This window comes from Microcoleus sp. T2B6, from assembly GCF_036700475.1.
Taxonomy (GTDB): Bacteria; Cyanobacteriota; Cyanobacteriia; order Cyanobacteriales; family Microcoleaceae; genus Microcoleus.
Window position 1 is genome coordinate 17,733 of sequence record NZ_JAUBOZ010000013.1, and the last position, 24,978, is coordinate 42,710.

Here is a 24,978-nt window from a genome sequence, read left to right on the forward strand (position 1 = left end):
AAAAATTAGTCCGCCTACCTAATCGCTAACTACAAATCACTCCCACTCGATCGTTCCCGGTGGCTTAGAAGTAATATCGTAAACTACCCGGTTCACCCCCTTAACCTCATTCACAATCCGATTCGAGATCAGTTCCAACAAATCGTAAGGAACCCGCGCCCAATCAGCCGTCATCCCGTCTTCACTCTTAATAAATCGCAAGACGATCGGGTAAGCATAAGTGCGCTGATCGCCCATCACGCCTACACTGCGAATCGGCAGCAAAACTGCAAAAGCTTGCCAAAGTTCACCGTACAATCCGTGCCGATTAATTTCTTGGCGAACAATGAAGTCAGCATCCCGCAAAATATTTAGTCTCTCTGCGGTAACTTCTCCTATGATCCGAATCGCCAATCCCGGGCCGGGGAAAGGTTGTCGGTTGACGATTTCTTCGGGAAGCCCGATCGACCGGCCGACTTTTCGCACCTCATCCTTAAACAGTTTTCGCAGCGGTTCAATCAGCTTAAATCGCAAATCTTTCGGCAAACCGCCGACGTTGTGGTGGCTTTTAATTTTAACAGCAACTCGCTCGCCACTTTTCGGGTCTACATTAGTGTCAGCCGACTCAATCACATCAGGATAAAGAGTACCTTGTGCCAGGTAGTCGAAGGGGCCTAGACGCTTCGATTCTTCTTCAAATACGTTGATAAACTCGTGACCAATCCGCTTGCGTTTTACTTCAGGATCAGTAATCCCTTCAAGTTGAGCTAAAAAGCGTTCGCGAGCATTAACATACTCAACATCAATGTGGAATTGCTCTTTAAATAATTTTACCAACCGTTCTGGTTCATACTTCCGCATAAACCCTTGGTCGATAAACATACAGGTAAGTTGGTCGCCGATCGCCTTGTGCAGCAAGAAAGCCAAAGTAGAAGAATCTACACCACCGGATAGAGCAAGCAAAACTCGTTTCTCTCCGACTAGCTCTCGAATTTCCCGAATCGATTCCTCCACAAAAGTAGCAGTCGTCCAAGTCGGTTCGCACTCGCAAATGTGGTAAACAAAATTGCGAATTAAAGCTATTCCCCCGATCGAGTGAACTACTTCTGGGTGAAACTGAACCCCGTACAAATTTTTCTCGTGGTTAGCAACAGCAGCAGACGGAGTATTGTCGGTGTGGGCGAGGATCTCAAAACCCGTCGGCAGTTGAGTACAGGAGTCTCCGTGGCTCATCCACATCGTGCTTCCCTCTTCGACATTGGTCAGCAAATCCGTAGGATCGTCAATAAATAGCGATGCCTTGCCGTATTCCGCTAATTTAGAGCGCTCAACCGTGCCTCCGAGCTGCTTTACCATCAACTGCATCCCGTAACACACTCCCAACACCGGTATTCCCAAATTCCAAATTTCTGGGTCGCATTGGGGTGCTTTTTCATCGTATACAGAACTCGGCCCTCCTGAAAGAATAATTCCTTTAGGATTGATAGCTTTTAACTGTTCTGCAGTAGTGCGGTAAGAAATAACTTCGGAATATACTTGAGTTTCGCGAATGCGACGAGCAATCAGTTCGGAATATTGCGAACCGAAGTCGAGAATCACGATCATCTGGCGATCGATCTTCCCCAGAGAAGAGTTTGTGAGGTCTGATTCAGTTTTTATTTGAGTAGTCACGGTTATTGCGTAATTGCTAATTGCTAATTGGGTCGAAAGTAGCGGAGGTATCTGTCGCGGTCTCAGTACAATTCTAAGGAAGGCGAGGAACCATTAGTCGCTAGGAATAAATCTTATTCATACTAGATTGCAGTCAGCGATGTTAGTCGATTAATCGGGTACAGGGCAAGCATAGATTTACTTCGAGCCTTACCCTAATTAATAGAATTATTGCTTCAAAAACTGCGTCCCGAAGCAACCTAGTATAATTAAGGTCTAGGGACAAAGAATTATTACTTGTTAAATATTATCCCTGAGCGATGTTTTAAACAGAATTCAGGGATATTCACACTAGATTAACAAATTTGAGTCAAAAATGTATCTCCTATATCACTTTTAACAATAATTTTGCGATCGCGCCCGAACATGACCGAGCCCACGGGGATTTGCAAGTTAGTGTGAGTAAAAATGCAATCCGATGAGCGCAAGTCTATTTGTCGGGCGATGTCGCCGTAAATTCGATCGACCCAATTGCTCCCAAACTCGGCGTCTAAAGCCCGCAGTTGCCCAAGAGCCTCTTCGGCTGTCGCTGCGGCAAAAATTGCGGAACACGCATCGGCGGGCATTCCAGCTTTAGCACAGTAAGCTGTGAGAATTTCCCTGCGCCCGTCAGCGAGGTGGTGGTGAGTGTGAAAAATCCCCGCCGCCAATTTCATCAGTTTCCCGTGATAGCCAAACAGCAAAATTGACTGCACGCCCTGATATCCTGCTTCTACCAGCAGCGGGCCGAGCCAGTTAGCGGTTTTGACGAGCCTATCAGGATTAATCCCCAGTTGTCGCGCTAAATCCAAGCCGTTTTCGCCGATGCAAAAAACCAAACAGTCAAACAGTTCGGCTTTTTGTTGCAGTTGTTCGCGGTAAACTTCCAACTGTCCAGGGGCACTCAGCGGTTGAGAAATGCCAGTTGTACCCAGCAGCGAAAGTCCTTCTACCACGCCGAAAGCTTCGTTAGAAGTGCGGGTGGCTAGTTGGCGCCCTGACGGCAGAATCAGGGTGACAGTAATTTTTTCGGACGGTGCGAGGTCTAGGCTCAGATTCGATCGCAGCAGCCGCATTGCGTAATCATAGATCGCCGCCCCTCCACCGACTGTGTGACGCCCTATACCTTCACCGCCGAGAATCACAATCTGCTCTCCCTCTCCCCGATTCTCTCCCTCTCTCTCCCTCTCTCCCTCTTCCCAATTCCCCAATTCCACCATTGCCCAAACGGGGGTATTGCGAGTCAGATCGAGATTGTCCCCCGGATCGGAGCGAGTCACGCCTAAAGCCGTACCAGTTTTGAGTACAGACGCCTGTTCGATCGGAATTTCTGCCGTTATTTGCGGTTCCAGTAAATTTACTGATACGCTATCTAGAGACTGAATACCCTCACGCAAGCACCGCAAAGCTGCAAGTGCAGCCGCACAGGCAAATACTGGCAACGTATACCCCGATAAAGGTTGAGTTTTAGTCACGATCAAATGCAGAAATCTGTAAGTTTGCGGGCGATCGACATCACGCCTTAGCACTGATAGCCCTCAAACATTTAAGTTTAATTCTAGGGTTTGCTATTATTATCAGTTAGCGTAAATTTTGTCAAGTGATAATTTTGTCCTGCCAGTTGCCGATCGCAGCCACACTTTTGTTGAGGTGCGTTAGCGGAACTCTCCTAGAGGATCGCCAACAACCGACTCCGAAGGCTTACGGGCCGGTGCGGGCGCTTTTCACAATATTTAGCTAGCCGTAAAGGTTTGAGAGCCGAGTCGAGGATCTGGGGCGAAAATTGTTTTGGCCCTTGGGAGGAGTTGTTTGAGGCCGAACTCGAGCTATTTTTGGCAGGCGAAATGCTGCGATCGCTTCCTTGTTAAGCCCTAAAACCTACTTTTTTACAACTGGCAAATTTATCAAGGAAATTGGGTCTAAAACCCTGTCCTTCTAGGACGGCTTTAATTTCTTAAATCCCTTCCTAAAAGTCAGGAAATTTCTAGTATACTAGAGTTGTCAAGGTTAGACTCCTGCGCCCGGAGTGCATAAAAACAGTTAACGACACACTTTCAGGCGTAAACCGGGGGACAAAGAGCGGCGAAAACTCTCTAAACAGCTAGGGGCTTAACACAGTTCCTTTAACCACAGAAACAAACTATTTAGTGTTGTTAAGTAGGGTAGGGCATACCCCAACTCTAGGTAAATATCCTAGTACGCTTTTGGAGATAGACCCTCTGGGGTTGCTGTGAGTTGAACTCGTCAATTGGTATTTTGTACGGTTGAAAGGTTTAAGAAGTGCCGAAAGGACATAGCGCTTAAAGGTCAGTCGATGAATTAAGAATCCCTACGCCTTTAGGCTGGGGAGTGTCAAATCTCCCAAGCGGTTGATGTCCCAGCGATCGCTTGCCATCTATATTAATAACCATTACCCGGAAGTGCCAGTCTAGCTTTCAAGCTCACACCTTGAAGGCTGGGCTGGTTTTATCTTAAGAGGCTAGCTCAGAAATTTTGAGCATAAAGATTAAATTTTATTGACACCTGCGCGTGAAAAATAATTTAACGATCGGCCAGCCTCAAACCCTTGCCACACCAGGATTGGGCAATTCTTTAATCTACGACTAAAATCCTATTACTTATGTTTGAACCAGTTGCAGAGTTAAATGAACCTCTATCTCTTCCGACTCCTGAAATACTAGACAATCAAATATCTCAGCTCGTTTTATCTCCAAAAACAGATATCAAATTTTCCAAAAAAGACGTTCGATCGACCCTGAAAGCCTCAACTCTAGACGGCGTTTTTGCCGCTGTCTTCGAGTCGGCGACCGGTGGCGTGCTGCTGAGCAACTTCTTGCTGCAACTCGGCGCCAGTAGCGTGGAAATAGGTATATTCTCTGCTATTCCGATGGTGGTAAATCTCCTGCAACCATTAGGAGCCTACATCGCAGACCGGACAACCAGCCGCCGCTGGTACAACCTATTTGTATTCAGCGTTTCGCGGCTGCTGTGGCTGGTGCTGGCGGTGGCAATTGTTTGGGGTTCCCAGCACGCAGATCCCCACCAACTGCTGCACTGGACACTGGTAACAGTCGTAGCAGCTAGCGTGCTGGCAGCTTTTGCCAATTCTAGCTGGTTCAGTTGGATGGCTGCTGTGGTTCCTCAGCGCTTGCGGGGACGCTATTTTGGCTTTCGCAACAGTGCTGTCAGCCTCATCACTTTGCTGGGAGTGCCGTTGATGGGATTGGGAGTGTCAACTTGGGACGGCGGTCCAATTGTGGGCTACGGTATTGTTTTATTGGTGGGTGTTTTGGCGGGAATGATTAGTTTGGGCTGTCAATCCTTCATGGTTGATGTGAATCCCCAGGTATACAAAAAAGATACACAGAGCGATCGACTTACAGAGAAAAAAGCAAAAAAAATAACAGATTTTGTGCCTTCTGTGCTGAAAGATTATAATTTTTTAATGTTTATTCTTTACTTCAGTGTGTGGACATTTGCTATTAATCTCAGCGCGCCTTTTTTTAATATCTACCTGCTGAAAGATTTAAGCTTGGATGTGAGTTTGGTAACGATTTACACCAGCTTGAGTTCCGGCGCAAATCTACTGCTGCTGATGTTTTGGGGTAAGTTGGCCGATCGCTGGGGAAATCGCCCCCTGCTAATTGCGGTTGGGCTGGTGGTGGCCCTAACGCCTTTGCTGTGGTTGGGTACGGGGAATTACCCGTTTGCGGTGTGGGTGTGGCTGCCGCTGCTGCACTTGCTGGGGGGAACGACTTTAGGGGCGATCGGGCTGTGTACTAACAATATTCAAATGGAGATAGCGTCGATCGAGCAACCTTCGACTTATTTTGCGATCGCCGCAGCGGTTGCGGGAGTAGCTGGGGCTTTGGGAACTACCGTCGGCGGCTTTCTTGCCGAACTTCCGGGCATGAGTTTGGGTTCACTGTTTGCCCTCTCGGCTGCTGTGCGGTTGGTAGGCTTGCTGCCTTTGGTTTTGGTGCGAGAACCTCGTAGCCAGTCGCTGCGGTCGATCGTCCCCACTTTTGGACGTTTCAAATTTAACCGGGGCTAGGAAATTTTCGCACAAATTTGCCGATCGAGAAACCAGAAAAGCCCACACATTGTTAAAAAAATTACGATTTCACGATCGGAATTTTGGTGTCTGGGGAAAAGTCGGATTAGTTATACCAAATCCCCTTTTTTACTCCAAGGCTGTTTCATATCAAATCCGAGTTAAAAACCCCGTTTATTTCTTAGTCTGCGGAGGCGGACTTCGTTTTTGTAGTAGCGGTTTCAACCGCCGAATCATACAGGGGGTAACAAGACCGGATTTGGTATCATTCTCATTTTTGGCGTTCCCCAAACCCTTTAAATGTAGCCTGTTTCACGTTGTTTTCCTAAATTTATCTTTAATCATTTGCTATTTTATCCTCACCTTGATTTGTCACATCTGAAGGAAACGATAACTTAATATTGATATCTATAGAAATTGTTGCATTATTATTGTCATTAAAAAAATTAATATCAGTTATATGTATTTTAGCGTCTTTTGGTAAAGACCTACCGACAGTAGAATCACCCGATAAATCTACTTTATAACCAGCTTTATCCAACCATTGATGAACATTGCGCCAATTACCAACATCATCACTAGGAGTTTCAGGAATACCCTTAAAATATTGATAGAGAGTTTTGCACATATAAACCTCAGCCCCCCTAGCACTTTTCGACAATTGACGCGCAATATCACTAGGGCTGAAATTGCACAAAAGACCACGCAAATATAATTTTTCTGTATCAGTGAGCCCTTGGCGGGCGTTGGGGAAAATGCGGCGTTTAGCTTCGGTAAATAGTTCATAGATGCGATTCAAGTCCCAAGTTTGGGCAGCTTCGGCAAATAGATCCTTTCTAGTAGGTTTTCGTGTAACCATTTTTAGTCTTGGTGGAAATTGCTAACGTAATGGTAGCATAAATTGATAATGTTCCATAGTTGCGGATGATTATTTTTTGTTTTAAGGTAGATATTACATTGGTCTTTCATGCTTCTGGTCATATTTTTTTGTGACCGTTTCTAGTGCTTTGGGAAAATGCTAATGTAATGATAGGGTAATTTGGTAGTCTTTGTTAGCTTTAAGTTCGTTATCAACAAAACAATCCTAGCTTATCCAACAGTTGAATCATAAAAAGTATGCGAATTATATTTTTAGGCCCGAATGGCGCAGGCAAAGGCACTCAAGCTGCGATCGTAGCCAAGAACTTCGGGATTCATCACATTTCAACCGGCGAACTACTGCGCGAGGAGCGAAAAAACAAAACTGAGATAGGCCAAAAAGCACAATCTTATATAGATAAAGGATCATTAGTCCCTGATAGCATTGTGCTAGATATTGTAAAAGAACAATTAACTAAAAAAGAAGCAACACCAGGTTGGATATTAGACGGATTTCCTCGGAACGTCGCTCAAGTAGGAGCTTTAGACAAATTATTAAGGGATTTAGATCGGCCAAGTTGTGATTGTGTTATCAATTTTGATGTACCAGACTCAGTTTTAGTTCAGCGACTGAGAAAGAGGGCCATTAAGGAAAATCGTACAGATGATACTCCAGAAGTTATTCGGCGACGCATCCAAATTTTTCAGGAAGAAACTGCACCTTTAATCAACTTATATAGTGAGTGGTTGTTGCTAGAAACCATCAACGGGTTTATGTCTAAAGAGGCAGTTACATCAGCAATTAAAGAAGTTTTGTCAGAAGTAAAAAAGCCCACTAAGTCCTAATTCAAGACTTACGCATACCTAGCGTAATTCTGTCATTGTTCGCTGTGCGTCGCCATCTCAAACCCATGTTTTTCGTACTGGGTAAGTCCTTTAATTGATAAATCAAGGAGTACACAAGTTATGTCTTTTAATCAAGTTGATAGAAATATCATTCGTGGTGGCCCAGGAAGTAGCAGTGAGCTTAATTATGATATTTACGCAGAATTACTGTGTAATATGGCGATCGAGGCTACACAACCACTTTCGGAACAAGAACGACATCGTATTTTGATGCAAAATCAATATCATAAAGAAAGTGCTTTTACCATTGGTATTTTTGGTTCTTGGGGGAGCGGCAAAACCAGCCTCATGGCACGAATGAGAAGTGACTTTGAACAATTAGGAACTCGTTCTGCCCAAAAATATAAAACGGTTTGGTTTAATGCTTGGAAATATGACGATAAACAGGACATTAAAAATGCCATAATCCAGACTATTCTCAGTCAAATATGTGAAGACACAAGTATTAATGTAGAAGAGCGCAAGAATATTACAAAAGCGGCTTTAACCTATTCAGTTTGCGCTTTAAAATTAGCTGGCATTTTAGCCAGAGGATATATTAATGTTCAAACAGCAGGTCTTGTTAATACACAAGACATAGCTAAAGAATTAGAAATGTGGGCTAATCCCGATGGAAAACCTCACCTCATTAATCCTTATCAATTTATCAACAACTTTGAAAATGTCTTTAAAAATGCAGTGCAAAGTTATGTGGGTAACGATGGTAGATTGATGATATTTATTGATGATTTGGATCGTTGCTTACCAGAAAATGCTTTATCTGTCCTAGAATGCTTGAAATTGCATTTAGATCAGTCTAACTGTATCTTTGTCATTGGACTTGATAAAAGAATTATTGAGCAAGCGGTGGGACAAAGATACCCTAAAGAGCTTGGTATTACTGGTAGGGAATATATAGAAAAAATAATCAATCTTAACTTTTTTCTATCTGATAAAAATCGAGATGAAGTTAAAGATAGACTGCTTCAAGGTTCTTTAACTGCTCAGTATAGTAATGATGAAAAAATATGGGGGATGATTTCTAAAGCGACTAATTCAAATATCCGTAAAATGCAACAATTTATTACGGCTTTTTATATGATTCAAGAGATTGTAAAAAAACACAACTCGACGATTGCTGATAAGCTCGCACAACCCCGATTAACCGACGATCATCGAAGCATACTTGAAAATAAAAAAATAGACTGGAATACTGATGACAAGTATAAATTTTGCAAAATAATTTTACTTCAGTTAAATTTTCCTGATTTTTACGATCGTTTAGCTAACAATCATCAACTTATGGATCAAATATACAGTGCTTGGCAAAAGGAATGTGGAACAGATGATAGCATAGATATTGGCATAGATAATTTAATCAAGTCTACGAACAAACATCCAATATTTGCACAATTCTTAGAAAATCGAAATTTAATAGACTTTATAGTTACCTACTATAATGATGGTAAAATCACAAATAGTGATGACTGGAAAGCGATTCAAAAATTATCTCAATCTGTAACTTATATGTAATCGTTGAAAAATCATGGAAAATAGCGATGGAAGTATAGAAGATACGAAGGTCATAACCAATGATTTTTGTATCTTAAAAGATACAGATACAGTAGCAGAAGCATTAGCTTTAGTTACTCTGCAAAATGCGAGTGAAATTGTTATTGTAGATGAGGATAAAAAATTTGCGGGTATCCTAACTGACTTATCAATTTTACGATCATTACCACCGCCAGCTTTAGATGTACCTGTTAAGTTTAGAATTAAACCCCCTAAACTTCGCAAACAGTTAAATGAGGAAGTGGTTAATAGTTTAAAAAAGCAGATAAAAGAGGTATTTAAACTAGAAAAAATCCAGCCTTATACTTCTAAAAATCAGAGGCTCATTTATGCGATCGATAAATTAGTGGAATCCTATAAATCAACTTCAGCAATCAGAGTTTTACCTATTATCAATGAGGACGAAACAGTTTATGGCGTAGCTTCTCCCGAAAGCATCTTAAGTCACATTAAATCTAATCAAAAATTTTGTCAATTGAAAGCCGAACGCTTTTTAGCGTTACCGGAAGCGAGTGGTATGGAACAACCATATACTCTACTACCATCAGATACCCTAGCTCAAGCCCGATTTGCGATGAAATATTTGCCGATAGAGCATATAACTATCTGCGATCGCGATGGCAATTTGCTAGGAATGGTTGATAAAAAGCAGGTGACAACACTGACTCATCCCATGTATTTTAGTTTAATGGGTATATCTTTATCGGAAATAATGAAACCTGTAACTAAATTATGTTTGGTTGAGAAAAGTAAAACCTTGCAAGAGTGTATTAATGCTTACTTAAATTTGGAATTTAAGGAAGTAGTTATTGTTGAACAATTGCTAGGCAATATTTACCCAAAAATGGTAGTAACACCTATTGATATTTTACAATTCCGCGTACAAGTTTACCGTCAAAATTAAACAATAAAGGAGGATTTTAATCATGTCTATTAATAATATGGAAGCACGTATCGATCAGGAGTTCCCTGCACTCCAACAGAATAGACCCTTATGGTGGTTACAGCCAACTGACACAGTGGACTATTTAGACGCTATGATGGATGAATTTAAAATCAGGCACGTCCCAATTATTGAGCCTATTGATCCTAAAAGTGATGAACCAAAAGGGGAGTTAAAAACTGTCATTAGCAAGACAGACCTAGTGAAAATTTTAACTCCTCCCAACGAACTATATCCGCCAGAATTCCCTCTGACACCTCAACAAAAATTACAACTGCGAAAATTCAATCAAGAAATTAGTGCAAAATGTCTTAATGAAATTGAGGATTTTGCAAAACTTATGACGATACCTGTCAAGACTCTTTCTCTCAAAAATAGTAAAGTTAAAGATGTTTTTAAGGATTTAATGAATCCTGTAAAACCCGAAGGAGAAAATTTTACTCGACGATATCGGACTCTATGTGTATATGGAGATAATAAGCTTATCGTAGGAACAATATCCTACACCGATGTATTGCGTAAAATCAACGATCCAACAAGTCATACACAGTTCTTAAGGGCAACTATAGGTCAAAATAGCCTATTTAAGAAAAGAGAGGATCTTACTGTATTAACTGAGGATGACAATTTGTTGCGTGCCCGAAGAATTTTGAAGGAAAATTCCTTTACTCATATTCCTATCACAACAGCAGATGGTAGATTTGTGACAGGAATAGTTGATGATGTAATTGTTAATACTTTTTTACACGATATAACTTTGACTCAATACTCAAAATTGCCGTTAAAATATATTATGCTTCCGGTGAATGAGAGAAACAGCGTAAGTCCTGGAGATCGTACCTCTGAAGTGATTGAAACATTTGTTCCAGATAATTCTAAGGATAGACCTACTGCTCTTGTAGTTTGCACAAAAGACTCTGATAGTGGTAAATTTACCTTCGATGGAATAATCAGCTATACTGATATTTTTCGAGGCTTCCTAATGTTTATAAATCCAGGCTCGCCAACTCCTGAAAATCCCCAATAAACCGCAAACGAATTGACGCAAACCAACTCCAAAAATGATTGTAGGTCGTCTCACCGTCAAGCATCAGATTATTGATTATGAAAAACAATCTGATTTCAACGAAAACCTTAGATATTCTCCTTGGAACGGCTTAGCAGTTCATCGTCCAGTAGGTGCGATCAATCGGATACGCGGTGTTGTTTACCCGGTTGTAGCGAATTATCGCCTTCAAAAGCGAGGTCTTGTCCACCAAGAACCAACCGGAGAAGAAACATTTTAAGGAAATAATTTGAGGTGGGGACATCATTTAATGCCATCAGCCAGGTGTCGTCTGAGCAAATGGCAACTCAAAGAACTTAACAAGCGAAACCTTCAAAAAATCCCATCCCTTTTTAGGGGGTGGGAGTGTTGAAAATTTTTAATTCTTAGTCCTCAGTCCTTAGTCCTCATTATTCAGTAGCAATTAATCAATAACTGGGTTCCTACCCAATTATTAATTATTCTGCTAGCAACCAACTGATGACTAATGACCAACGACTGATGACTAATAACTTAAGCTTGCCGTGAGTAGTATTCCACGACTAGCAGTTCGTTAATCTGTAGAGCTATCCACTCGCGTTCGATAACGCCGTTAACTTTGCCAATTAGTTTTTGCTTATCAAATTCCAAGTGATTTGGCAAGTGAGCCAAGCCTGGGTCTTTGAGATTAGCTTCTACCATTGTGCGCGAGCGCTCTCTATTTTTCACAGCAACCACATCACCAGGCTTGCACTGATAGCTGGCGATATTGACTTCACGGTCATTGACAGTTATGTGACCGTGATTTACCAATTGTCTAGCGGACGGAATGGTTGGAGCCATTCCCATCCGAAACACAGTATTGTCCAAGCGCATTTCCAAAAATTGCAGTAACACTTGACCTGTGGAGCCCGTGACACGGCGGGCTTTGCGGACGTAACGGAGCAGTTGGCGTTCCGTCACACCGTAATTGAAACGGAGTTTTTGCTTTTCTTGCAAGCGAACCGCATACTCAGAGAGCTTTTTGCGGTTTTGACCGTGCTGTCCAGGCGGATAATCTCGTCTGGGGGTTTTGCGGGTTAGACCCGGCAACTCTTTCAGGCGACGGACGATTCTCAATCGGGGGCCTCGATATCGAGACATTTATTTTCCTCTCTAATATCTGTATGCAATATTTATGCAGACTCTATATTATATGTTGGTAACGGTCAAAATTAAAATAAAGATCGATAAAAAAACGATCGACCGCAGCGCGATCCATAATGTGCGGTAAATTCTGAAGGAAAAGCCGATCGATCGCCCCAATCAGCCAAAAAAACTCACTACTCGATCTGCCATGCACAACCGCAATTTTTCCCGCACTTCTTCCCCAAAGCCAGCACCGACAGGCTCAAAGCCTACCGCGCGCTGGATATTGGCTCTCGGCACGCAGCTAGCAGCACTAGGTTTGTTGGCAGCAGCACTGCCAATCTCACCAGCATCAGCCATTACTATTAGAATCCCTCGCTCTAGGAATCCCTATCGCGTCTGCGCCCTGGAACTAATCGAAGCCGGAGTGGGGGCAGAGGCCGCCGCCGCCGCTTGTGCTGACGCCCTCCACCCCCGTGACATATCTAAATGTGCCCTCCAAATCAACCGCAAAACCAATATTTCGGGTGTCGAAGCGCTCTCTAGCTGTCGGCGGGTGAGGCGTCCCCAAGAATTGGCTACTTGCGTAGTGAATATTAACGGCAAAACTCGAACTCAACCGGCAGATCCCCTGCTAGTGCTCGATGGATGCCGCCGCAGTTTATTGCCACAAGAGTTTGCTGAATGCGTAGTCGGTTTGAGCGGCAGGCTCGACTTTCCCACTGACAGCTTAATCGCAACTTGTCTCGATCCGAGGGGCAGCGTGAGCCAGTTGGACGGGCGCCCTGCACCTACCCCTCCTGTGGAGCTAATTTCACCGCCTGCGCCTCTCAATTAATTACTGTTAACAGTTGACTGTTGACTGTTGACTGATGACTGTTGACTGATGACTGATGTCCGATCGATTAACAATAATATCCTGGTCGGGGCGGGTTTTTGAGATTGTCCATTATTGGCAGGTATTGTTGGTGAACCCGCCCCTACAAAAATCGCGGTCGCTCGACCGGACATGATATGACTAATGACTACTTTTTTTTAATCAAATGTCAGAAATTTTTGCTCAAATTACAGTCGAAGAATTAGCTCGCCAATTAGCAGAAACCAATGCTGAGAAATTGCAGCTTGTAGATGTGCGGGAACCTTACGAAATTGAACTCGCGGCGCTGCCGGGATTTGTAGCTTTTCCGTTGAGCGAGTTTGCCGAATGGTCTGGTGAAATTGACGCTAGACTCGATCGCGACACAGAAACCCTCGTTCTGTGCCATCACGGAGTGCGATCGGCTCAAATGTGCCACTGGTTAGCCACTCAAGGATTTACTAACGTTAAAAATATCGTTGGTGGTATCGATGCTTACTCAATGGTGGTCGATCGAACCGTCCCCCGCTATTAACATCAAATCCAGTTCTTAACTATCATTTTTTTCAGAGTCCGCGCGGGCGGACTTTGTATGTGTAGAAACGAATTATATTTCCCCGGAATTAGCTAATTAACAGCAGCAAATCGAAAATTTAAAAGCGTACTCATAGTGAGCCGATCGCGCCCGTGCCTTTTCGAGTCATAAAGAGCCTCATCAGCCGCCAGTAGCAGCGTTGTCGCATCATTTTCCGGCCCCGGAACAACGCTGGCAATTCCCAAACTAATCGTTACCACAGAATTAGGTAGACCGTCAACAGTCTCCGGGTTAAAAACAATATTCAAAGCTTTCACTTTCGCTCTAATTTGTTCGGCAACAACCAGAGCAGCCGACGCATCAGTTTCCGGTAAAATCACAGCAAATTCCTCGCCCCCGTAGCGAGCAGCTACATCAGCAGGACGCTGGAGCGATCGGCGAATTGTCTGAGCTACCGCTCGCAAACACTCATCTCCTGCTTGATGTCCGTAGGTATCGTTATATATTTTGAAATAATCCAGGTCGCACAAAATCAAAGATATCGGACACCCCTCACGAGCCATCTGTTTCCATTCCGCTCGCAAGCAACTATCAAAATGCCGTCTGTTACCAATTTGAGTAAGTTCGTCCACATTCACCAAAGTTTGCAGCCTTTGATTTTCCTGCAGCAACTCCTCAAAACCAACCACCGACAACTTCTCCTCGCACAAATTTTGCCCTTGAAAATACAGGCGATATAATTCGCAAGACAAACTACAGTTATTTCCCTCTAATTTGACAAGTCCCATGCTGTCTAACTGATAAGCCATCAAAGGTTCGAGGTAAATGCTATTTTTAGCATCGACAACTTGTTGGAATGCGGAGGCGAGTTCGGGCTGCTGTTGAATGGCGATCGACTGATTTTGCAAGTAGTCGCTATAAATTCCGCTGTGAGTAGGAGCTGCTGTTAACAGTTCTGCCAACTCGGCTCGCCCCAGTTCCTCCCCAGGCTCATCCCGATCGCCCGACTGGCGATTTTGTTGCAAAATTGCCAGGTGATACAGCGCTAAATGTACTAGATAAGGATGCCCGCCTACCATGTTCATTAATTGCTCTATCGGATCGCTATTGCTCCAGTTCAGTCCGTGTCTGCACGCCAAATCTTGAACTTGTTCAGCAGTAAATTCTGATAGTTTAATCGGCATTCCTACATTAAATGGAGATTGATTAACATTCAAAGCAATATAATTTTCTCTCGAATGAATGACAACGGTGCGGAGTTTTTGCCAAGTTTTGCTAGCGCGAGCTTGTTCGTACCAAAAACGGAGCATCGAAAGAAAATCTTGAGCAATGTTGGTGCGTTCAAATACGCGATTTATTTCGTTGATAACCAAGACAATGGGACTGTCAATTTGTTTGAGCAAATAGTTGTCAAAGTAAATAGTGCAGCTTACTTTGCTGCCCATATCTTCATCCCAGAATTCATCAATATTTGGTTCGAGTTTGAGTTGCCGAGCGACATTGACACAAAACCAGCGCAAAAATTTATCTAAACTAGCAAAAACCGCTGCGTCGGCTTGCTTAAAGTCTACAGTTACTGTGCGGTATCCACGATCGACTGCCGCGTGAATTATCCGCAGCATCAGCGAACTTTTGCCCATTTTTTTGGGAGCTTTAATGCGAACAAGGCCTCCGGGTTTGCTAATTTCTGCACAGGCGAGGGCTTCGGCCCCTGAGCGCTCAATATAAAATCGAGAGTCAAGCGGTATGGGGCCGCCGGGAAATTCTAGGTCGGCAACTGTTTGGATCATCAAGTTTGGTGATTTTTGGAGTCCTGCCATAGTTCTTGCACAAGGCGATACCCTGACTGTATCTTACCTTTGTCAGGTTACGGGGTAGAGGAGCGGTGTCCGAGATCGATCTACAATCCTACAAAATCTAAGTTTTTAGGGACTTCCCGGAACTCACTTTGCTATAGTAGTGTCACTTTACCCAATCTCAAACCCTGCTTCAACACGGCTCTGCAGATCGACAAAAATTAGACGGTAGCCCAGACGCGATCGTTCTTGGTCTTTACCGGAAAAATAACTCGTCGGTCGTCGAGGTCGCGCAGGAAGAGCCCCTATCTAAGGAGAAATAATCATTGTCACGCCGCTACCTGTTTACCTCTGAATCGGTCACTGAAGGCCATCCCGATAAAATCTGCGATCAAATTTCAGATACGATTTTAGATGCCTTACTGACTGAAGATCCCAAAAGCCGCGTCGCAGCCGAAGTTGTCGTCAACACCGGCTTAATGCTGCTGACGGGCGAAATTACCACGAAAGCTCAGGTAAATTACATAGAATTAGCCCGGAAAAAAATAGCCGATATTGGCTACATCCACGCTGACAACGGCTTTTCGGCCAATAGTTGCTCAGTGTTGGTGGCTCTTGATTCTCAGTCTCCCGATATTGCTCAAGGGGTGAATACAGCCCACGAAAGCCGGGAACAATCGAGTGAAGAGGAATTAGACGCCATCGGCGCTGGCGACCAAGGCTTGATGTTCGGCTTTGCTTGCAACGAAACGCCGGAATTGATGCCTCTGCCGATCAGTTTAGCGCACCGAATTTGCCGTCAACTGGCCGCAGTCCGCAAAACCGGTCAGTTATCTTACCTGCGTCCCGACGGCAAAAGCCAAGTTACGGTGATTTACGAGGACGGCAAACCTGTTGGCATAGATACGATTTTAATTTCTACCCAGCACACCGAGACGATCGGCGACATCACAGAAACGGCCGCAGTTCAAGCCAAGATCAAAGAAGACCTTTGGACTGCAGTCGTCCAACCTGTGTTTGCCGATATTAGCGTGCAGCCGGATGCAGAAACTCGCTTCCTTGTCAACCCCACCGGCAAATTTGTGGTCGGCGGGCCTCAAGGAGATTCGGGTTTGACGGGCCGCAAAATTATTGTGGATACCTACGGTGGCTATTCCCGCCACGGCGGTGGCGCTTTTTCTGGGAAAGACCCCACTAAGGTAGACCGCAGCGCGGCTTATGCTTGTCGCTACGTTGCTAAAAATATCGTAGCGGCCGGTTTGGCCCAAAAGTGCGAAGTGCAGTTGAGTTATGCGATCGGGGTTGCGCGCCCTGTTAGCATGATGATCGAAACTTTTGGCACTGGAAAAGTTGATGACGATCGCCTTTTAGAAGTTGTGAAGCAGCATTTTGAACTGCGTCCTGCGGGCATCATTCAGGCATTTAACTTGCAGAATTTGCCTGCTGAAAGAGGCGGCCGTTTCTATCAAGATGTGGCGGCTTACGGTCACTTCGGACGCACTGATTTAGACTTGCCTTGGGAGGCAACTGATAAGGCGGAACTTTTGAAAGAAGCTTTGAGCCAGAAGTTGTCGGGAGTAGCTGGATAGTACAATTTTGGGGTGCGCGAAGCGCCCCTTATCCATAAATAATATCGAGTGCTACCAATCAATATAGGGTGCGTACTCCGCACCTTATTCATAAATAATATCGGGTGTTCTTCGGCGCACCTTATCCATAAATAATATCGGGTGCTACAAATTAATAACGTAGCGTGCGTACTCCGCACCTTACAAAAAAAAAGAATAAATAAATGCGATTTTTCACACCTTTCCAATCTGCAATTCGCAGTTTGGTCTCTTCGTTCCAACAGCGGTTGGCGACTGGATTTTTTGCACCAAATCCATCAGGGCTGCCAAGTTCGTTACCGGCTGACAATCCTGGTGGGATTCGCGGCGTTTGGATACCCAGCACTGACTGCAAAGTTCTCACCTCAAAACAGCGAATTGCTGATGCAATGGACTTTCTCGCCGATACGGGATTTAATACCGTTTTTCCTGTAGTTTGGAACGGGGGTTTTACGGCTTATCCTTCTCAAATTATGTGCCAACAATTTGGGGCGGAAATTGACGTGCGGTATCGCGGTCGCGACCCCTTGGCAGAATTAATTGTTGAGGCAAAGAGAGTTGGTTTAAAAGTGATTCCTTGGTTTGAATACGGCTTTGTGAGTTCTTACAATCGCAAGGGCGGTCATTTGCTGGCGAAAAAACCTGAGTGGGCCGGCCGTGATGCCAGCGGCAATTTACTTAAGAAAAATAACTTTGACTGGATGAATTCTCTTGACCCGGAAGTCCAAGAGTTTGTGCTGGGGTTGATGCTGGAAGTTGCTAAGAATTATCCAGTAAACGGCGTTCAAGGAGACGATCGCATTGCGTTCCCGGTAGAAGGCGGTTACGACGAAAAAACGGTTAAACGCTATCGAGAAGAGTGCGGTAGAGCAGCACCATCGGATTGTAAAGAGCAACATTGGGTGCAGTGGCGTGCTAATATTATTACTGAGTTTGTAGCTCGTTTACACCGAGAAGTGAAAGCGATTAATCCTGATTTGTTGCTATCGATGTCGCCGAGTCCTTATGACTGGGGGCTGGTGGAATATTTGCAAGATTCTAAAGCTTGGGTTGACAAAAATTTGGTGGATCTGCTTCACCCGCAGTTTTATCGCCGCGATTTTAATGCTTACAAACAATTGGTCGATAAAATGATTTCGGGACAGCTTAGCGGGCAGCAAGTAAAGTGCGTGTCGCCCGGTATTTTGTTGACGAATCGAGGCAGTAAATATAGCATAACTCCCGAACTGTTGTTGCAAGTAATTGCTTACAACCGGTCTTGCGGGATTCAAGGAGAAGTGATGTTTTTTTACGAAGGTTTGCGAGATAACGATAATGCTTTGGCTAAGGTTTTAAAAAAAGGGCCCTATGCTCGTTGAGAGATTGTCCCGGAATCAAGGAGTTGGCGGTTGGCTGCGGTCAATCGATTTTAGATTTTAGATTTTAGATTTTAGATTTTAGAATTGAAGTATTGACCCCACGGATGAATCCGGGGGCTTGTATCCTGGATGCTTGATTGTCAACCGTGCCGATCGCTATTTCCAGCCAAGTTGGTATAAACTTAGGATGTGGCACCATTCTCAGTAAGCTTTTATGAACAGGCAAGATGCCTGTTCCACAAGAAAATTCACTCTTTGTGGAACAGGCATCTTGCCTGTTGCTGACAATGGTTCAAGATGTGAGTATAAAATGATATAGCAGAGCTATGCCCGTTAATAGCACAGCGATGCCAAGCAGCAAGCGCTACTCATTGTCAAGGTGATCGCCCAAACAAACCCGATAATTAATAATTGGGGAGTTGCAAAAATAGTGGAATAAGACATATTTTAGAAGTGGTGCAAGCTTTTTTTTAGAAGTAGCGTTTTGTAGACGCCATATTTTTTAAAGACAGTTTAAAAGAGCAATCTCAACCGCTCGCCAAAATATTAGGATAAATCAGTGACCTCAGCAGCAAGCCTCATCGAACAGCTACCCCAGCTCAGCGATGCTCAATTTCATCAAAAATATTTGAAACAAAAACAAGGGATGCACACCTTGGCGACTATATTGCCGCAAGTAGAACAGCAAAGTCTGGCTTTGCGGGCAGTAAAATTAGCTCTAAAAGTAAATTTAAAACTCGGCTCGAAGCTAGCAGGAACGGTAAAGCCAGAATTTCAAATAGCTACAATAAAATTAATCGACAAAATCCCAACTTCGCCGCTGCTCAAAATTCAACTGCTGGCCCTCACAAGTTCGGATATGGCAATTCCGATGCTGGTGGCCGCATTGAACCACAAAGAAAGTGCAGTGCGCCTTGATGGGATTCGGGCGATCGGGAAAATCGGCTCCGAAGCAGCAGTAATTGAATTAGCCCGATCGCTCGAATCCAAAGATTCCCAAATCCAAGCTTGGGCGGCTTGGGCTTTAGGAGAAATTGACTCGAAACCAGCCGCCGTAGCACTGCTCAAAGCCGTCAAACACCCAGATTCCAAGGTGCGCGCCTGGGCTGTTTGGGCATTAGGCAAAATTAACCCGAAAATAGCCGTCCCCGCGCTGCTGAAAGCCCTCAAACACCAAGACTCGGAGGTGCGCTGGCGGGCTGCCGTCAACTGCGGGAAAATCGGCGTCTCTGAGGTAGTTCCCGGGCTGCTGAATGCCCTCAGAGACGAAAATCACATCGTCCGCGCTAGGGCGGCGGCGGCTTTGGGGAAAATCGGCGATTCTGAGGCAGTACCAGGCTTAGTAGAATTGCTTCACGATGATCCCGACTCCTATGCAGTTTCTTTGAGGGCCGCCGAGGCCTTGGGACAAATCGGCACGGAAACGGCTGTGGCGGGGCTGGTGGAAGCCCTCAACCATGACGATTCAGACGTGCGCGGCAGTGCAGTTTCTGCGTTGGGGGAAATCAGCAGCGAGGTGGCTATGGTGGCCGTAATCGGGTCGCTCTCGGATCGAGATATTTTCGTGCGCGGCAGGGCGGCGGTTGCCCTTGGGAACATCAATACAGAGGGAGATGCGAAATTGCCAAAAATGGTGGTCGCTGGACTGGCGAGCGCAATTGGCGACAGCGAATCTTATGTGCGGTGGAGAGTTGCTGCTGCTTTGGGGGAAATTGGGACAGAGGAATCTGTGGCAGGTTTGGTACGGCTGCTGGGGGACGAAGCTTCTGGAGTGCGCCAAAAGGCTGTTAAATCCCTCGGTCAAATTGGCTCAACGGCTGCTATTTTGGCTCTGGAAACAGCTTTAAATCGCGAATTTGCTGACGTTCGTGCGCTGGCTGCCCAATACTTGGCGGATGTCAGGATTGAGGCAGAAACAGTTGATTTTGCTCCCTCAGTCTCTGCAGATTTATCGGGTGAAAAACTGCCGAAAATCCTGATTGCTTCGCAAGTAGAAGCCAGCGAATACATTGTTGATCGCGCTGCGGGGCGCGAGATTAAATACCTGATCTCGATCGGCAGTCCGGGTGTGCCCGAACCCAAAAATTTTCATCAAATCCCGAACCGAATGTGCCTGGAGTTTAACGACCTCGACACCCCCGTTGACGACCCCGATCAAATCTTGCCTACCCTTGAGGATATACTGAAAATTATTGATTTCGCCCTTAAAATATCGTCCCAGGGAGGCAGTTTGCTCATCTGCTGCCAAAGTGGGATCAGCCGTTCAACGGCCACAGCTTTGACTGTTTGTGCTGCGCTGTTGGGTCGTGGCAAAGAACGGGAAGCTTGGGCCTTGGTGCTTGCCGCCAGACCCCAAGCCAAGCCGAATCGCTGGATGGTACACTTGGCCGATGAAGCTTTGGGTAGAGACGGTAAGCTAGCACTGGCGATCGAATTGACTACCGCAACTCCAGAACTCGCAATTGCCAAAAATTGACCTAAAGCATCCAGGATACAAGTCCCCGGATTCATCCGTCCAGAAATAAAAAACCTGTATCCGATAAACTTGCCCCCGAATTTATCCGTGGGGTCCATGCTTCAATTCTAAAATCTAAAATCTAAAATCTAAAATCGATTGACTCGCAGAAACCGGGTTTCTTTTCACAAGACCTACAGTTATACTCAACTAACGACACTTCACCTCAGACTTGTCTTTGCGGGGCAACGATGCCAAAAGTTGATCGCCAGGGTGCAAAAGTTCGATCGGCTGCTGCATTTGTGACATTCTGTGCTATGAAGTTGTCGGATGCTCAACAAAAACCGTCAAGCAATCGTCGCATTGCTGGCAGCCCAAGTCCAAAGCGAAGGAATCGGGTGCATTGTCAACAGACAATATCAGCTTTGGGCGAATCACAGGCAAAACAGGTCAGAGAGAATTTTCTGCCTGTAACATTCCACGCGGGGATAATTCACTGCGGGGATAAATTTTTATTTTTTTGCCTGCTGCAGACTTTTACGAGTCGAAAAAGTAATTGGGCAACAGTCCTCAACAGCCTAATTATCTCTTAGACATCAACCGAATTTAAGTTTCTCCTCTGACTCGACCAGAGTTTCAGATGCTTTTTCGCAGATGTCTACCGTCAAATAGACAAGCTTTTCCGTTTGGAGAACTTAAGAACGTGATAGATTTTAACAGAATACAGGGGTTGCATATGTCAAAAATTAACTTCCTAAAAAAAACAGGACACGAAGCAAGTTTCTCGGTTGCCGTTTGGGAAGACCAGGGGGAATTGAATCCAGACTTAGAACCATTGAACCCGCCGAAAAAAAACGTGAAAACGCGAAATGTTAACCCAAAAGATACGAATTTAGGTAAACAGATGCCAGTTTTTATTTCGGAAGAAGTGGGTGCTGTAGAAACCGTGAAAACAAAAAAAATTACCCATAATTTTCTAGAAAAAGTATCCTGGAAAGTCCGCAAAAGTTTGCCATCGAAAATTGGCGGTTTGCCTATCCATCAAAAAATTGGCTACGGGTATTTGCTGGCAATAGGAATCGGCTTTTTGGGTTCGCTGAGCGGACTGGTGATTGCCGATTACTACCAAGGACAAGGATTAAAGCAATTCAATGATGCTCACCTACAAGCGCAATTGCTCGGCAATTTTAAAGAGGCAGCGCTGGCGGCCCAATTGCAGGGTTCACAGCTTGATTCTTTTGTAGATAATTCGGTCAAGCTAAAACAGCAAGAAGAGCAGTTGGTTAAGAGTATTGTTAAGGCAAAAAATCTGCGTTTGCATATAGAAAAGTTTGCCGACAGCCAACCCGCTTGGCTGGCAGCAAAACCGGAAGTTATCAAGTTTTTAGTGCAAGATTGCACGAAAAATTTAGAAGCATACGCCGATAGTCTCAAGTCAACTTTGCAGGAAATCCAGCAATCGCAACTGTCGCCTGGGGAGATAGAGTCGGCGAGAAAATTGCTCGCAATCGAAAGCGGAGAAGGTGTAAAACAGCTCAACAGCAGCCTTGAAGAATTGAGCAAAATCCTTGAGATTGCCCAGCGGCAAGAGGGCCAAGGTGGTGAAGTGATGGAAGACGCTCAAGGCATGGAAAAAGCCATAATTATTATTAGTATGCTGCTGTCGGTAGTGGTGGCGGGAATTGTGGCTTACCGGACGAGTCGGGCGATCGCCCAACCTGTTATCAGCGTCACTCAGGTGGCCCAACAAGTAGCCGCTGAGTCTAATTTTGACTTGCGAGCACCCGTCACCGGACAAGGCGAAATCGGCTCTCTGGCTGCCTCTCTCAATCACCTAATAGAGCGAGTTTCGGGACATACAAAAGAATTAGAACAAGCGAAGGAAGTCGCCGTCGCCGCTAACACTGCTAAAAGCCAGTTTTTAGCAACTATGAGCCACGAATTGCGGACGCCTCTAAATGCGATTATCGGCTACAGTCAACTACTTTCAGAAGATGCCCAGGATGCGGGATTTGATGAGTTTGTACCCGATTTGCAGAAGATTGAAAAAGCAGGCGCGCATCTGCTATCTTTGATTAACGATATCCTTGATTTGTCAAAAATTGAAGCGGGGGGTATGAAACTCGAAATCCAGGAGTTTGACATCGAATCCCTGGTTGATAATGTTGCGAGTGCCGCGAAACCGTTGGTAGAGAAAAATGGCAATGTTTTGGAGATTGAGTGCGATCGAACTGTGGGCATAATGCACGCAGATTTCAAAAAAGTGCGACAGGTTTTGATACATCTGCTTAGTAATGCTGCGAAGTTCACCAAAAACGGTAGGGTGAAACTGAGTGTCAGGCGCATTGCAGGAAGTGGCAAATTGAATGCAGCAGGGCGATCGGCTATTGACAATTCAATGGCGGCCGATGAAACTCATTCTGGGGCGATCGCTTGTCCCCTGCTGAATGTTGAAGAGTCGGATTGGATTTGTTTATCTGTTAAAGATACCGGAATTGGAATGTCGGAAGAACAACAGCACAAATTGTTTGAAGCTTTTGTGCAAGCTGACTGTTCAACAACGCGACCTTACGACGGCGCCGGATTGGGGCTGACACTTAGCCGCTACTACTGTCAGATAATGGGTGGGGAAATTTTGGTAGAAAGCGAAGAGGGGAAAGGGTCTATTTTCACTGTGCGGATACCGGCGGGAAACGGGTGATGTGATTTTGGGGCGAGTTGGTGGCGGGGGTAGGCACGGGGAGTAGGGGTAGCACTACCCCTACAAAATCATCGTTTTCTTGAGAATGAAACCGCCCTGAAGATGTAGGGGGTAGGCAGAGGGGCGAAAATTTATGTTTCAAACCTCTGGCTTTATGTCCAAATGCTTTAGTCTTGTCAGTGGGGGCGATCGTTCCGGGCGCGATATTTTATTTTTTTGCCATGTCTATTTTAGATTCTTTCTGGTGCGTTTTGTTACACATTTTAAATATATTATTGCACTATTTACAGGCTTCGTATATAATAATTATATATTGACATTTTGCAAAATTGTTAAAAGAAAAAACGTTTATTTAAGGATGTGGATTGAGCCATGATTGACTGTCTCAATGCTGCTCGCTACTTCATTATCAGAGCTTATGAAGATGGTATAGAAGCTGAAATGACCAATATGAAGGTTCAAAAGCTTTTATATTATGCTCAGAGCTTACATTTGGCGCTGTACAATGAGCCATTGTTTGCAGAAGAAATCCAAGCGTGGCGCTATGGGCCTGTTTGTCCTCCTGCTTATAGATTCTACTGTGATTTTGAGGCTAAACAATTACCAATTCCTCCCAAAGAATCCTTGTCTGATTTTCCCTCTGAGAAGAAAGAACTTTTAGAAGAAATTTGGGAATACTTCGGTGGCTACCATGCTTATCGACTCAGCGATATGACTCACGGAGAATTTCCTTGGAAGAAAGCTCGTAAAGGTCTACCACCTCAAGCAAGTTCAACGGAGCCAATTCAGCTTAATGACATGAAGGAATTAGGCTATCAAAAGCTCGATCGCATAGAACGCGATCGTCCTGCATACGAACTAGCAATGTCTGAAACTGTGAATAATGCGTTTGCTTCGGAATCCTTAAATCGTATTGGCAAAGGAGAAGTGCATGACTGGCTCAACTCCCTTCTCGATTGAAGCATCCGATAATTTCAAGCGTTCTTTCAAAAAACTTGCAAAAGTTCACAGAGATAGCTTTGTTGCGCTGATTGGAAAAACTTTGGAAGATTTGATAGACGATCAATACCCCAACAACTCTCGTAATGAACCTCTACCGGGAAAAACTCAGTTACCCGAAGAATGGACATTTCATAAGCTGGAAATCAGGTTTGCAAAAGGGGCGTCGGGGCAAATTAGACTGATGTACTTGGTGAACGCTACTACTTGCACAATTAGACTGGTTTGGATTTACAGTCATGAGCAGTTTGCCAAACGGCCTGCTGATGACGATCTAAAGAGTGTTATCCGAGAAATTCTAGATTTTTAAATGTATGTGCTAACCGAAAATTTGGGGTTACTTAGGCATCATTTTGTGTGGTTACGATGTTTGTTGGCTCTAGAATCAGACATCCATCAACTGATGAGAATTCGGGTAAGCTAGCCAACTTATTTTTCAAACTCAGAGGGCTTCATTTGCGGGGTAGTGGTGCAAGAGTTAGGATTTTTGCTTCCTCAATCCCTACACAGATAGGGTTATATCGAGTTTCATCATTACT

Annotated in this window: 22 protein-coding genes; 16 read left to right on the top strand and 6 right to left on the bottom strand. The window is 44.6% G+C overall.

The features are described from left to right. Positions 1–36: 36 nt before the first annotated feature. Both guaA and cbiD read right to left on the bottom strand, forming a co-directional pair. Complete coding sequence (guaA, locus tag QUA00_RS08330; RefSeq protein WP_333145396.1) at positions 37–1,650, bottom strand: glutamine-hydrolyzing GMP synthase; 1,614 nt, start codon at positions 1,648–1,650, stop codon at positions 37–39. Between the two features lie 335 nt (positions 1,651–1,985). Next, positions 1,986–3,143: a cobalt-precorrin-5B (C(1))-methyltransferase CbiD gene (gene cbiD, locus QUA00_RS08335; RefSeq protein ID WP_333145404.1), complete on the bottom strand. Its 1,158-nt coding sequence runs from the start codon at positions 3,141–3,143 to the stop codon at positions 1,986–1,988. A 125-nt stretch (positions 3,144–3,268) separates the two neighbouring features. Here cbiD and QUA00_RS08340 point away from each other — a divergent pair, with 125 nt between their 5' ends. After that, the gene (locus tag QUA00_RS08340; protein WP_333108289.1) at positions 3,269–3,409 is read left to right on the top strand and encodes a hypothetical protein; all 141 of its coding nucleotides are present in this window, start codon (positions 3,269–3,271) and stop codon (positions 3,407–3,409) included. Between the two features lie 879 nt (positions 3,410–4,288). Continuing rightward, positions 4,289–5,722 (top strand): MFS transporter, encoded by a 1,434-nt coding sequence (locus tag QUA00_RS08345; RefSeq protein WP_333409308.1) that lies wholly within the window; start codon positions 4,289–4,291, stop codon positions 5,720–5,722. A 337-nt stretch (positions 5,723–6,059) separates the two neighbouring features. On the opposite strand, the gene QUA00_RS08350 is transcribed toward QUA00_RS08345, so the two are convergent. After that, the gene (locus tag QUA00_RS08350; protein ID WP_333145394.1) at positions 6,060–6,581 is read right to left on the bottom strand and encodes a DNA-binding response regulator; all 522 of its coding nucleotides are present in this window, start codon (positions 6,579–6,581) and stop codon (positions 6,060–6,062) included. Between the two features lie 257 nt (positions 6,582–6,838). Between QUA00_RS08350 and QUA00_RS08355 the strand changes: the two genes are divergently transcribed. The 5 genes from QUA00_RS08355 to QUA00_RS08375 all read left to right on the top strand — a co-directional run bounded on the left by QUA00_RS08355 (position 6,839) and on the right by QUA00_RS08375 (position 11,266). Then, complete coding sequence (locus QUA00_RS08355) at positions 6,839–7,426, top strand: adenylate kinase (protein ID WP_333145393.1); 588 nt, start codon at positions 6,839–6,841, stop codon at positions 7,424–7,426. Positions 7,427–7,546: 120 nt separating this feature from the next. Continuing rightward, the gene (locus QUA00_RS08360; protein WP_333145392.1) at positions 7,547–8,998 is read left to right on the top strand and encodes a P-loop NTPase fold protein; all 1,452 of its coding nucleotides are present in this window, start codon (positions 7,547–7,549) and stop codon (positions 8,996–8,998) included. Between the two features lie 13 nt (positions 8,999–9,011). Further along, on the top strand, positions 9,012–9,941 hold the full coding sequence (locus QUA00_RS08365; protein ID WP_333145391.1) for a CBS domain-containing protein: 930 nt from the start codon (positions 9,012–9,014) through the stop codon (positions 9,939–9,941). A 22-nt stretch (positions 9,942–9,963) separates the two neighbouring features. Then, positions 9,964–11,007: a CBS domain-containing protein gene (locus QUA00_RS08370; RefSeq protein ID WP_333145390.1), complete on the top strand. Its 1,044-nt coding sequence runs from the start codon at positions 9,964–9,966 to the stop codon at positions 11,005–11,007. Positions 11,008–11,041: 34 nt separating this feature from the next. Further along, complete coding sequence (locus QUA00_RS08375; protein WP_333145388.1) at positions 11,042–11,266, top strand: hypothetical protein; 225 nt, start codon at positions 11,042–11,044, stop codon at positions 11,264–11,266. Positions 11,267–11,538: 272 nt separating this feature from the next. Here the strand turns inward: QUA00_RS08375 and rpsD are convergent, their stop codons facing one another. Continuing rightward, positions 11,539–12,147 carry a 30S ribosomal protein S4 gene (rpsD, locus tag QUA00_RS08380; RefSeq protein ID WP_193975783.1) on the bottom strand — a complete coding sequence of 203 codons (609 nt, stop codon included), beginning with the start codon at positions 12,145–12,147 and terminating at the stop codon, positions 11,539–11,541. A gap of 193 nt (positions 12,148–12,340) precedes the next feature. On the opposite strand from rpsD, the gene QUA00_RS08385 reads away from it, so the two are divergent. Next, positions 12,341–12,970, top strand: a complete 630-nt coding sequence (locus tag QUA00_RS08385) for a hypothetical protein (protein ID WP_333145387.1) — start codon at positions 12,341–12,343, stop codon at positions 12,968–12,970. A 205-nt stretch (positions 12,971–13,175) separates the two neighbouring features. Then, positions 13,176–13,523, top strand: coding sequence for a rhodanese-like domain-containing protein (locus QUA00_RS08390; protein ID WP_333145386.1), 348 nt, complete (start codon positions 13,176–13,178; stop codon positions 13,521–13,523). 92 nt (positions 13,524–13,615) lie between these two features. Here the strand turns inward: QUA00_RS08390 and QUA00_RS08395 are convergent, their stop codons facing one another. Then, positions 13,616–15,343, bottom strand: a complete 1,728-nt coding sequence (locus tag QUA00_RS08395; RefSeq protein ID WP_333145384.1) for an AAA-like domain-containing protein — start codon at positions 15,341–15,343, stop codon at positions 13,616–13,618. A gap of 302 nt (positions 15,344–15,645) precedes the next feature. Here QUA00_RS08395 and metK point away from each other — a divergent pair, with 302 nt between their 5' ends. Both metK and QUA00_RS08405 read left to right on the top strand, forming a co-directional pair. Next, on the top strand, positions 15,646–16,908 hold the full coding sequence (metK, locus tag QUA00_RS08400; RefSeq protein ID WP_333108577.1) for a methionine adenosyltransferase: 1,263 nt from the start codon (positions 15,646–15,648) through the stop codon (positions 16,906–16,908). 203 nt (positions 16,909–17,111) lie between these two features. After that, the gene (locus QUA00_RS08405) at positions 17,112–18,284 is read left to right on the top strand and encodes a family 10 glycosylhydrolase (protein WP_333409309.1); all 1,173 of its coding nucleotides are present in this window, start codon (positions 17,112–17,114) and stop codon (positions 18,282–18,284) included. A gap of 64 nt (positions 18,285–18,348) precedes the next feature. Here QUA00_RS08405 and QUA00_RS08410 read toward each other — a convergent pair whose 3' ends face one another. Then, positions 18,349–18,510 carry a hypothetical protein gene (locus QUA00_RS08410; protein WP_333145379.1) on the bottom strand — a complete coding sequence of 54 codons (162 nt, stop codon included), beginning with the start codon at positions 18,508–18,510 and terminating at the stop codon, positions 18,349–18,351. Between the two features lie 333 nt (positions 18,511–18,843). Here QUA00_RS08410 and QUA00_RS08415 point away from each other — a divergent pair, with 333 nt between their 5' ends. The 5 genes from QUA00_RS08415 to QUA00_RS08435 all read left to right on the top strand — a co-directional run bounded on the left by QUA00_RS08415 (position 18,844) and on the right by QUA00_RS08435 (position 24,749). After that, entirely contained in the window at positions 18,844–20,760 is a 1,917-nt protein-coding gene (locus tag QUA00_RS08415; RefSeq protein ID WP_333409310.1) for a HEAT repeat domain-containing protein, read from the top strand. 230 nt (positions 20,761–20,990) lie between these two features. Next, positions 20,991–21,332, top strand: coding sequence for a hypothetical protein (locus QUA00_RS08420; RefSeq protein ID WP_333409311.1), 342 nt, complete (start codon positions 20,991–20,993; stop codon positions 21,330–21,332). Positions 21,333–21,475: 143 nt separating this feature from the next. After that, positions 21,476–23,440 carry a HAMP domain-containing sensor histidine kinase gene (locus QUA00_RS08425; RefSeq protein WP_333409312.1) on the top strand — a complete coding sequence of 655 codons (1,965 nt, stop codon included), beginning with the start codon at positions 21,476–21,478 and terminating at the stop codon, positions 23,438–23,440. Positions 23,441–23,812: 372 nt separating this feature from the next. Continuing rightward, entirely contained in the window at positions 23,813–24,400 is a 588-nt protein-coding gene (locus tag QUA00_RS08430) for a type II toxin-antitoxin system antitoxin SocA domain-containing protein (protein WP_333409313.1), read from the top strand. Further along, a complete protein-coding gene (locus QUA00_RS08435) occupies positions 24,372–24,749 on the top strand; it encodes a hypothetical protein (RefSeq protein ID WP_333409314.1) in 378 nt (125 codons plus the stop codon). The genes QUA00_RS08430 and QUA00_RS08435 overlap by 29 nt, the downstream gene beginning before the upstream one ends. Positions 24,750–24,978: the final 229 nt, after the last annotated feature.

Bases quoted from the DNA above. Each gene is read 5' to 3' on its own strand.
- QUA00_RS08345 (WP_333409308.1), top strand. From the start codon at position 4,289: ATGTTTGAACCAGTTGCAGAGTTAAATGAACCTCTATCTCTTCCGACT.
- QUA00_RS08350 (WP_333145394.1), bottom strand. From the start codon at position 6,581: ATGGTTACACGAAAACCTACTAGAAAGGATCTATTTGCCGAAGCTGCC.
- QUA00_RS08355 (WP_333145393.1), top strand. From the start codon at position 6,839: ATGCGAATTATATTTTTAGGCCCGAATGGCGCAGGCAAAGGCACTCAA.
- QUA00_RS08360 (WP_333145392.1), top strand. From the start codon at position 7,547: ATGTCTTTTAATCAAGTTGATAGAAATATCATTCGTGGTGGCCCAGGA.
- QUA00_RS08365 (WP_333145391.1), top strand. From the start codon at position 9,012: ATGGAAAATAGCGATGGAAGTATAGAAGATACGAAGGTCATAACCAAT.
- QUA00_RS08370 (WP_333145390.1), top strand. From the start codon at position 9,964: ATGTCTATTAATAATATGGAAGCACGTATCGATCAGGAGTTCCCTGCA.
- QUA00_RS08375 (WP_333145388.1), top strand. From the start codon at position 11,042: ATGATTGTAGGTCGTCTCACCGTCAAGCATCAGATTATTGATTATGAA.
- rpsD (WP_193975783.1), bottom strand. From the start codon at position 12,147: ATGTCTCGATATCGAGGCCCCCGATTGAGAATCGTCCGTCGCCTGAAA.
- QUA00_RS08385 (WP_333145387.1), top strand. From the start codon at position 12,341: ATGCACAACCGCAATTTTTCCCGCACTTCTTCCCCAAAGCCAGCACCG.
- QUA00_RS08390 (WP_333145386.1), top strand. From the start codon at position 13,176: ATGTCAGAAATTTTTGCTCAAATTACAGTCGAAGAATTAGCTCGCCAA.
- QUA00_RS08395 (WP_333145384.1), bottom strand. From the start codon at position 15,343: ATGGCAGGACTCCAAAAATCACCAAACTTGATGATCCAAACAGTTGCC.
- QUA00_RS08405 (WP_333409309.1), top strand. From the start codon at position 17,112: ATGCGATTTTTCACACCTTTCCAATCTGCAATTCGCAGTTTGGTCTCT.
- QUA00_RS08420 (WP_333409311.1), top strand. From the start codon at position 20,991: ATGCCAAAAGTTGATCGCCAGGGTGCAAAAGTTCGATCGGCTGCTGCA.
- QUA00_RS08425 (WP_333409312.1), top strand. From the start codon at position 21,476: ATGTCAAAAATTAACTTCCTAAAAAAAACAGGACACGAAGCAAGTTTC.
- QUA00_RS08430 (WP_333409313.1), top strand. From the start codon at position 23,813: ATGATTGACTGTCTCAATGCTGCTCGCTACTTCATTATCAGAGCTTAT.
- QUA00_RS08435 (WP_333409314.1), top strand. From the start codon at position 24,372: ATGACTGGCTCAACTCCCTTCTCGATTGAAGCATCCGATAATTTCAAG.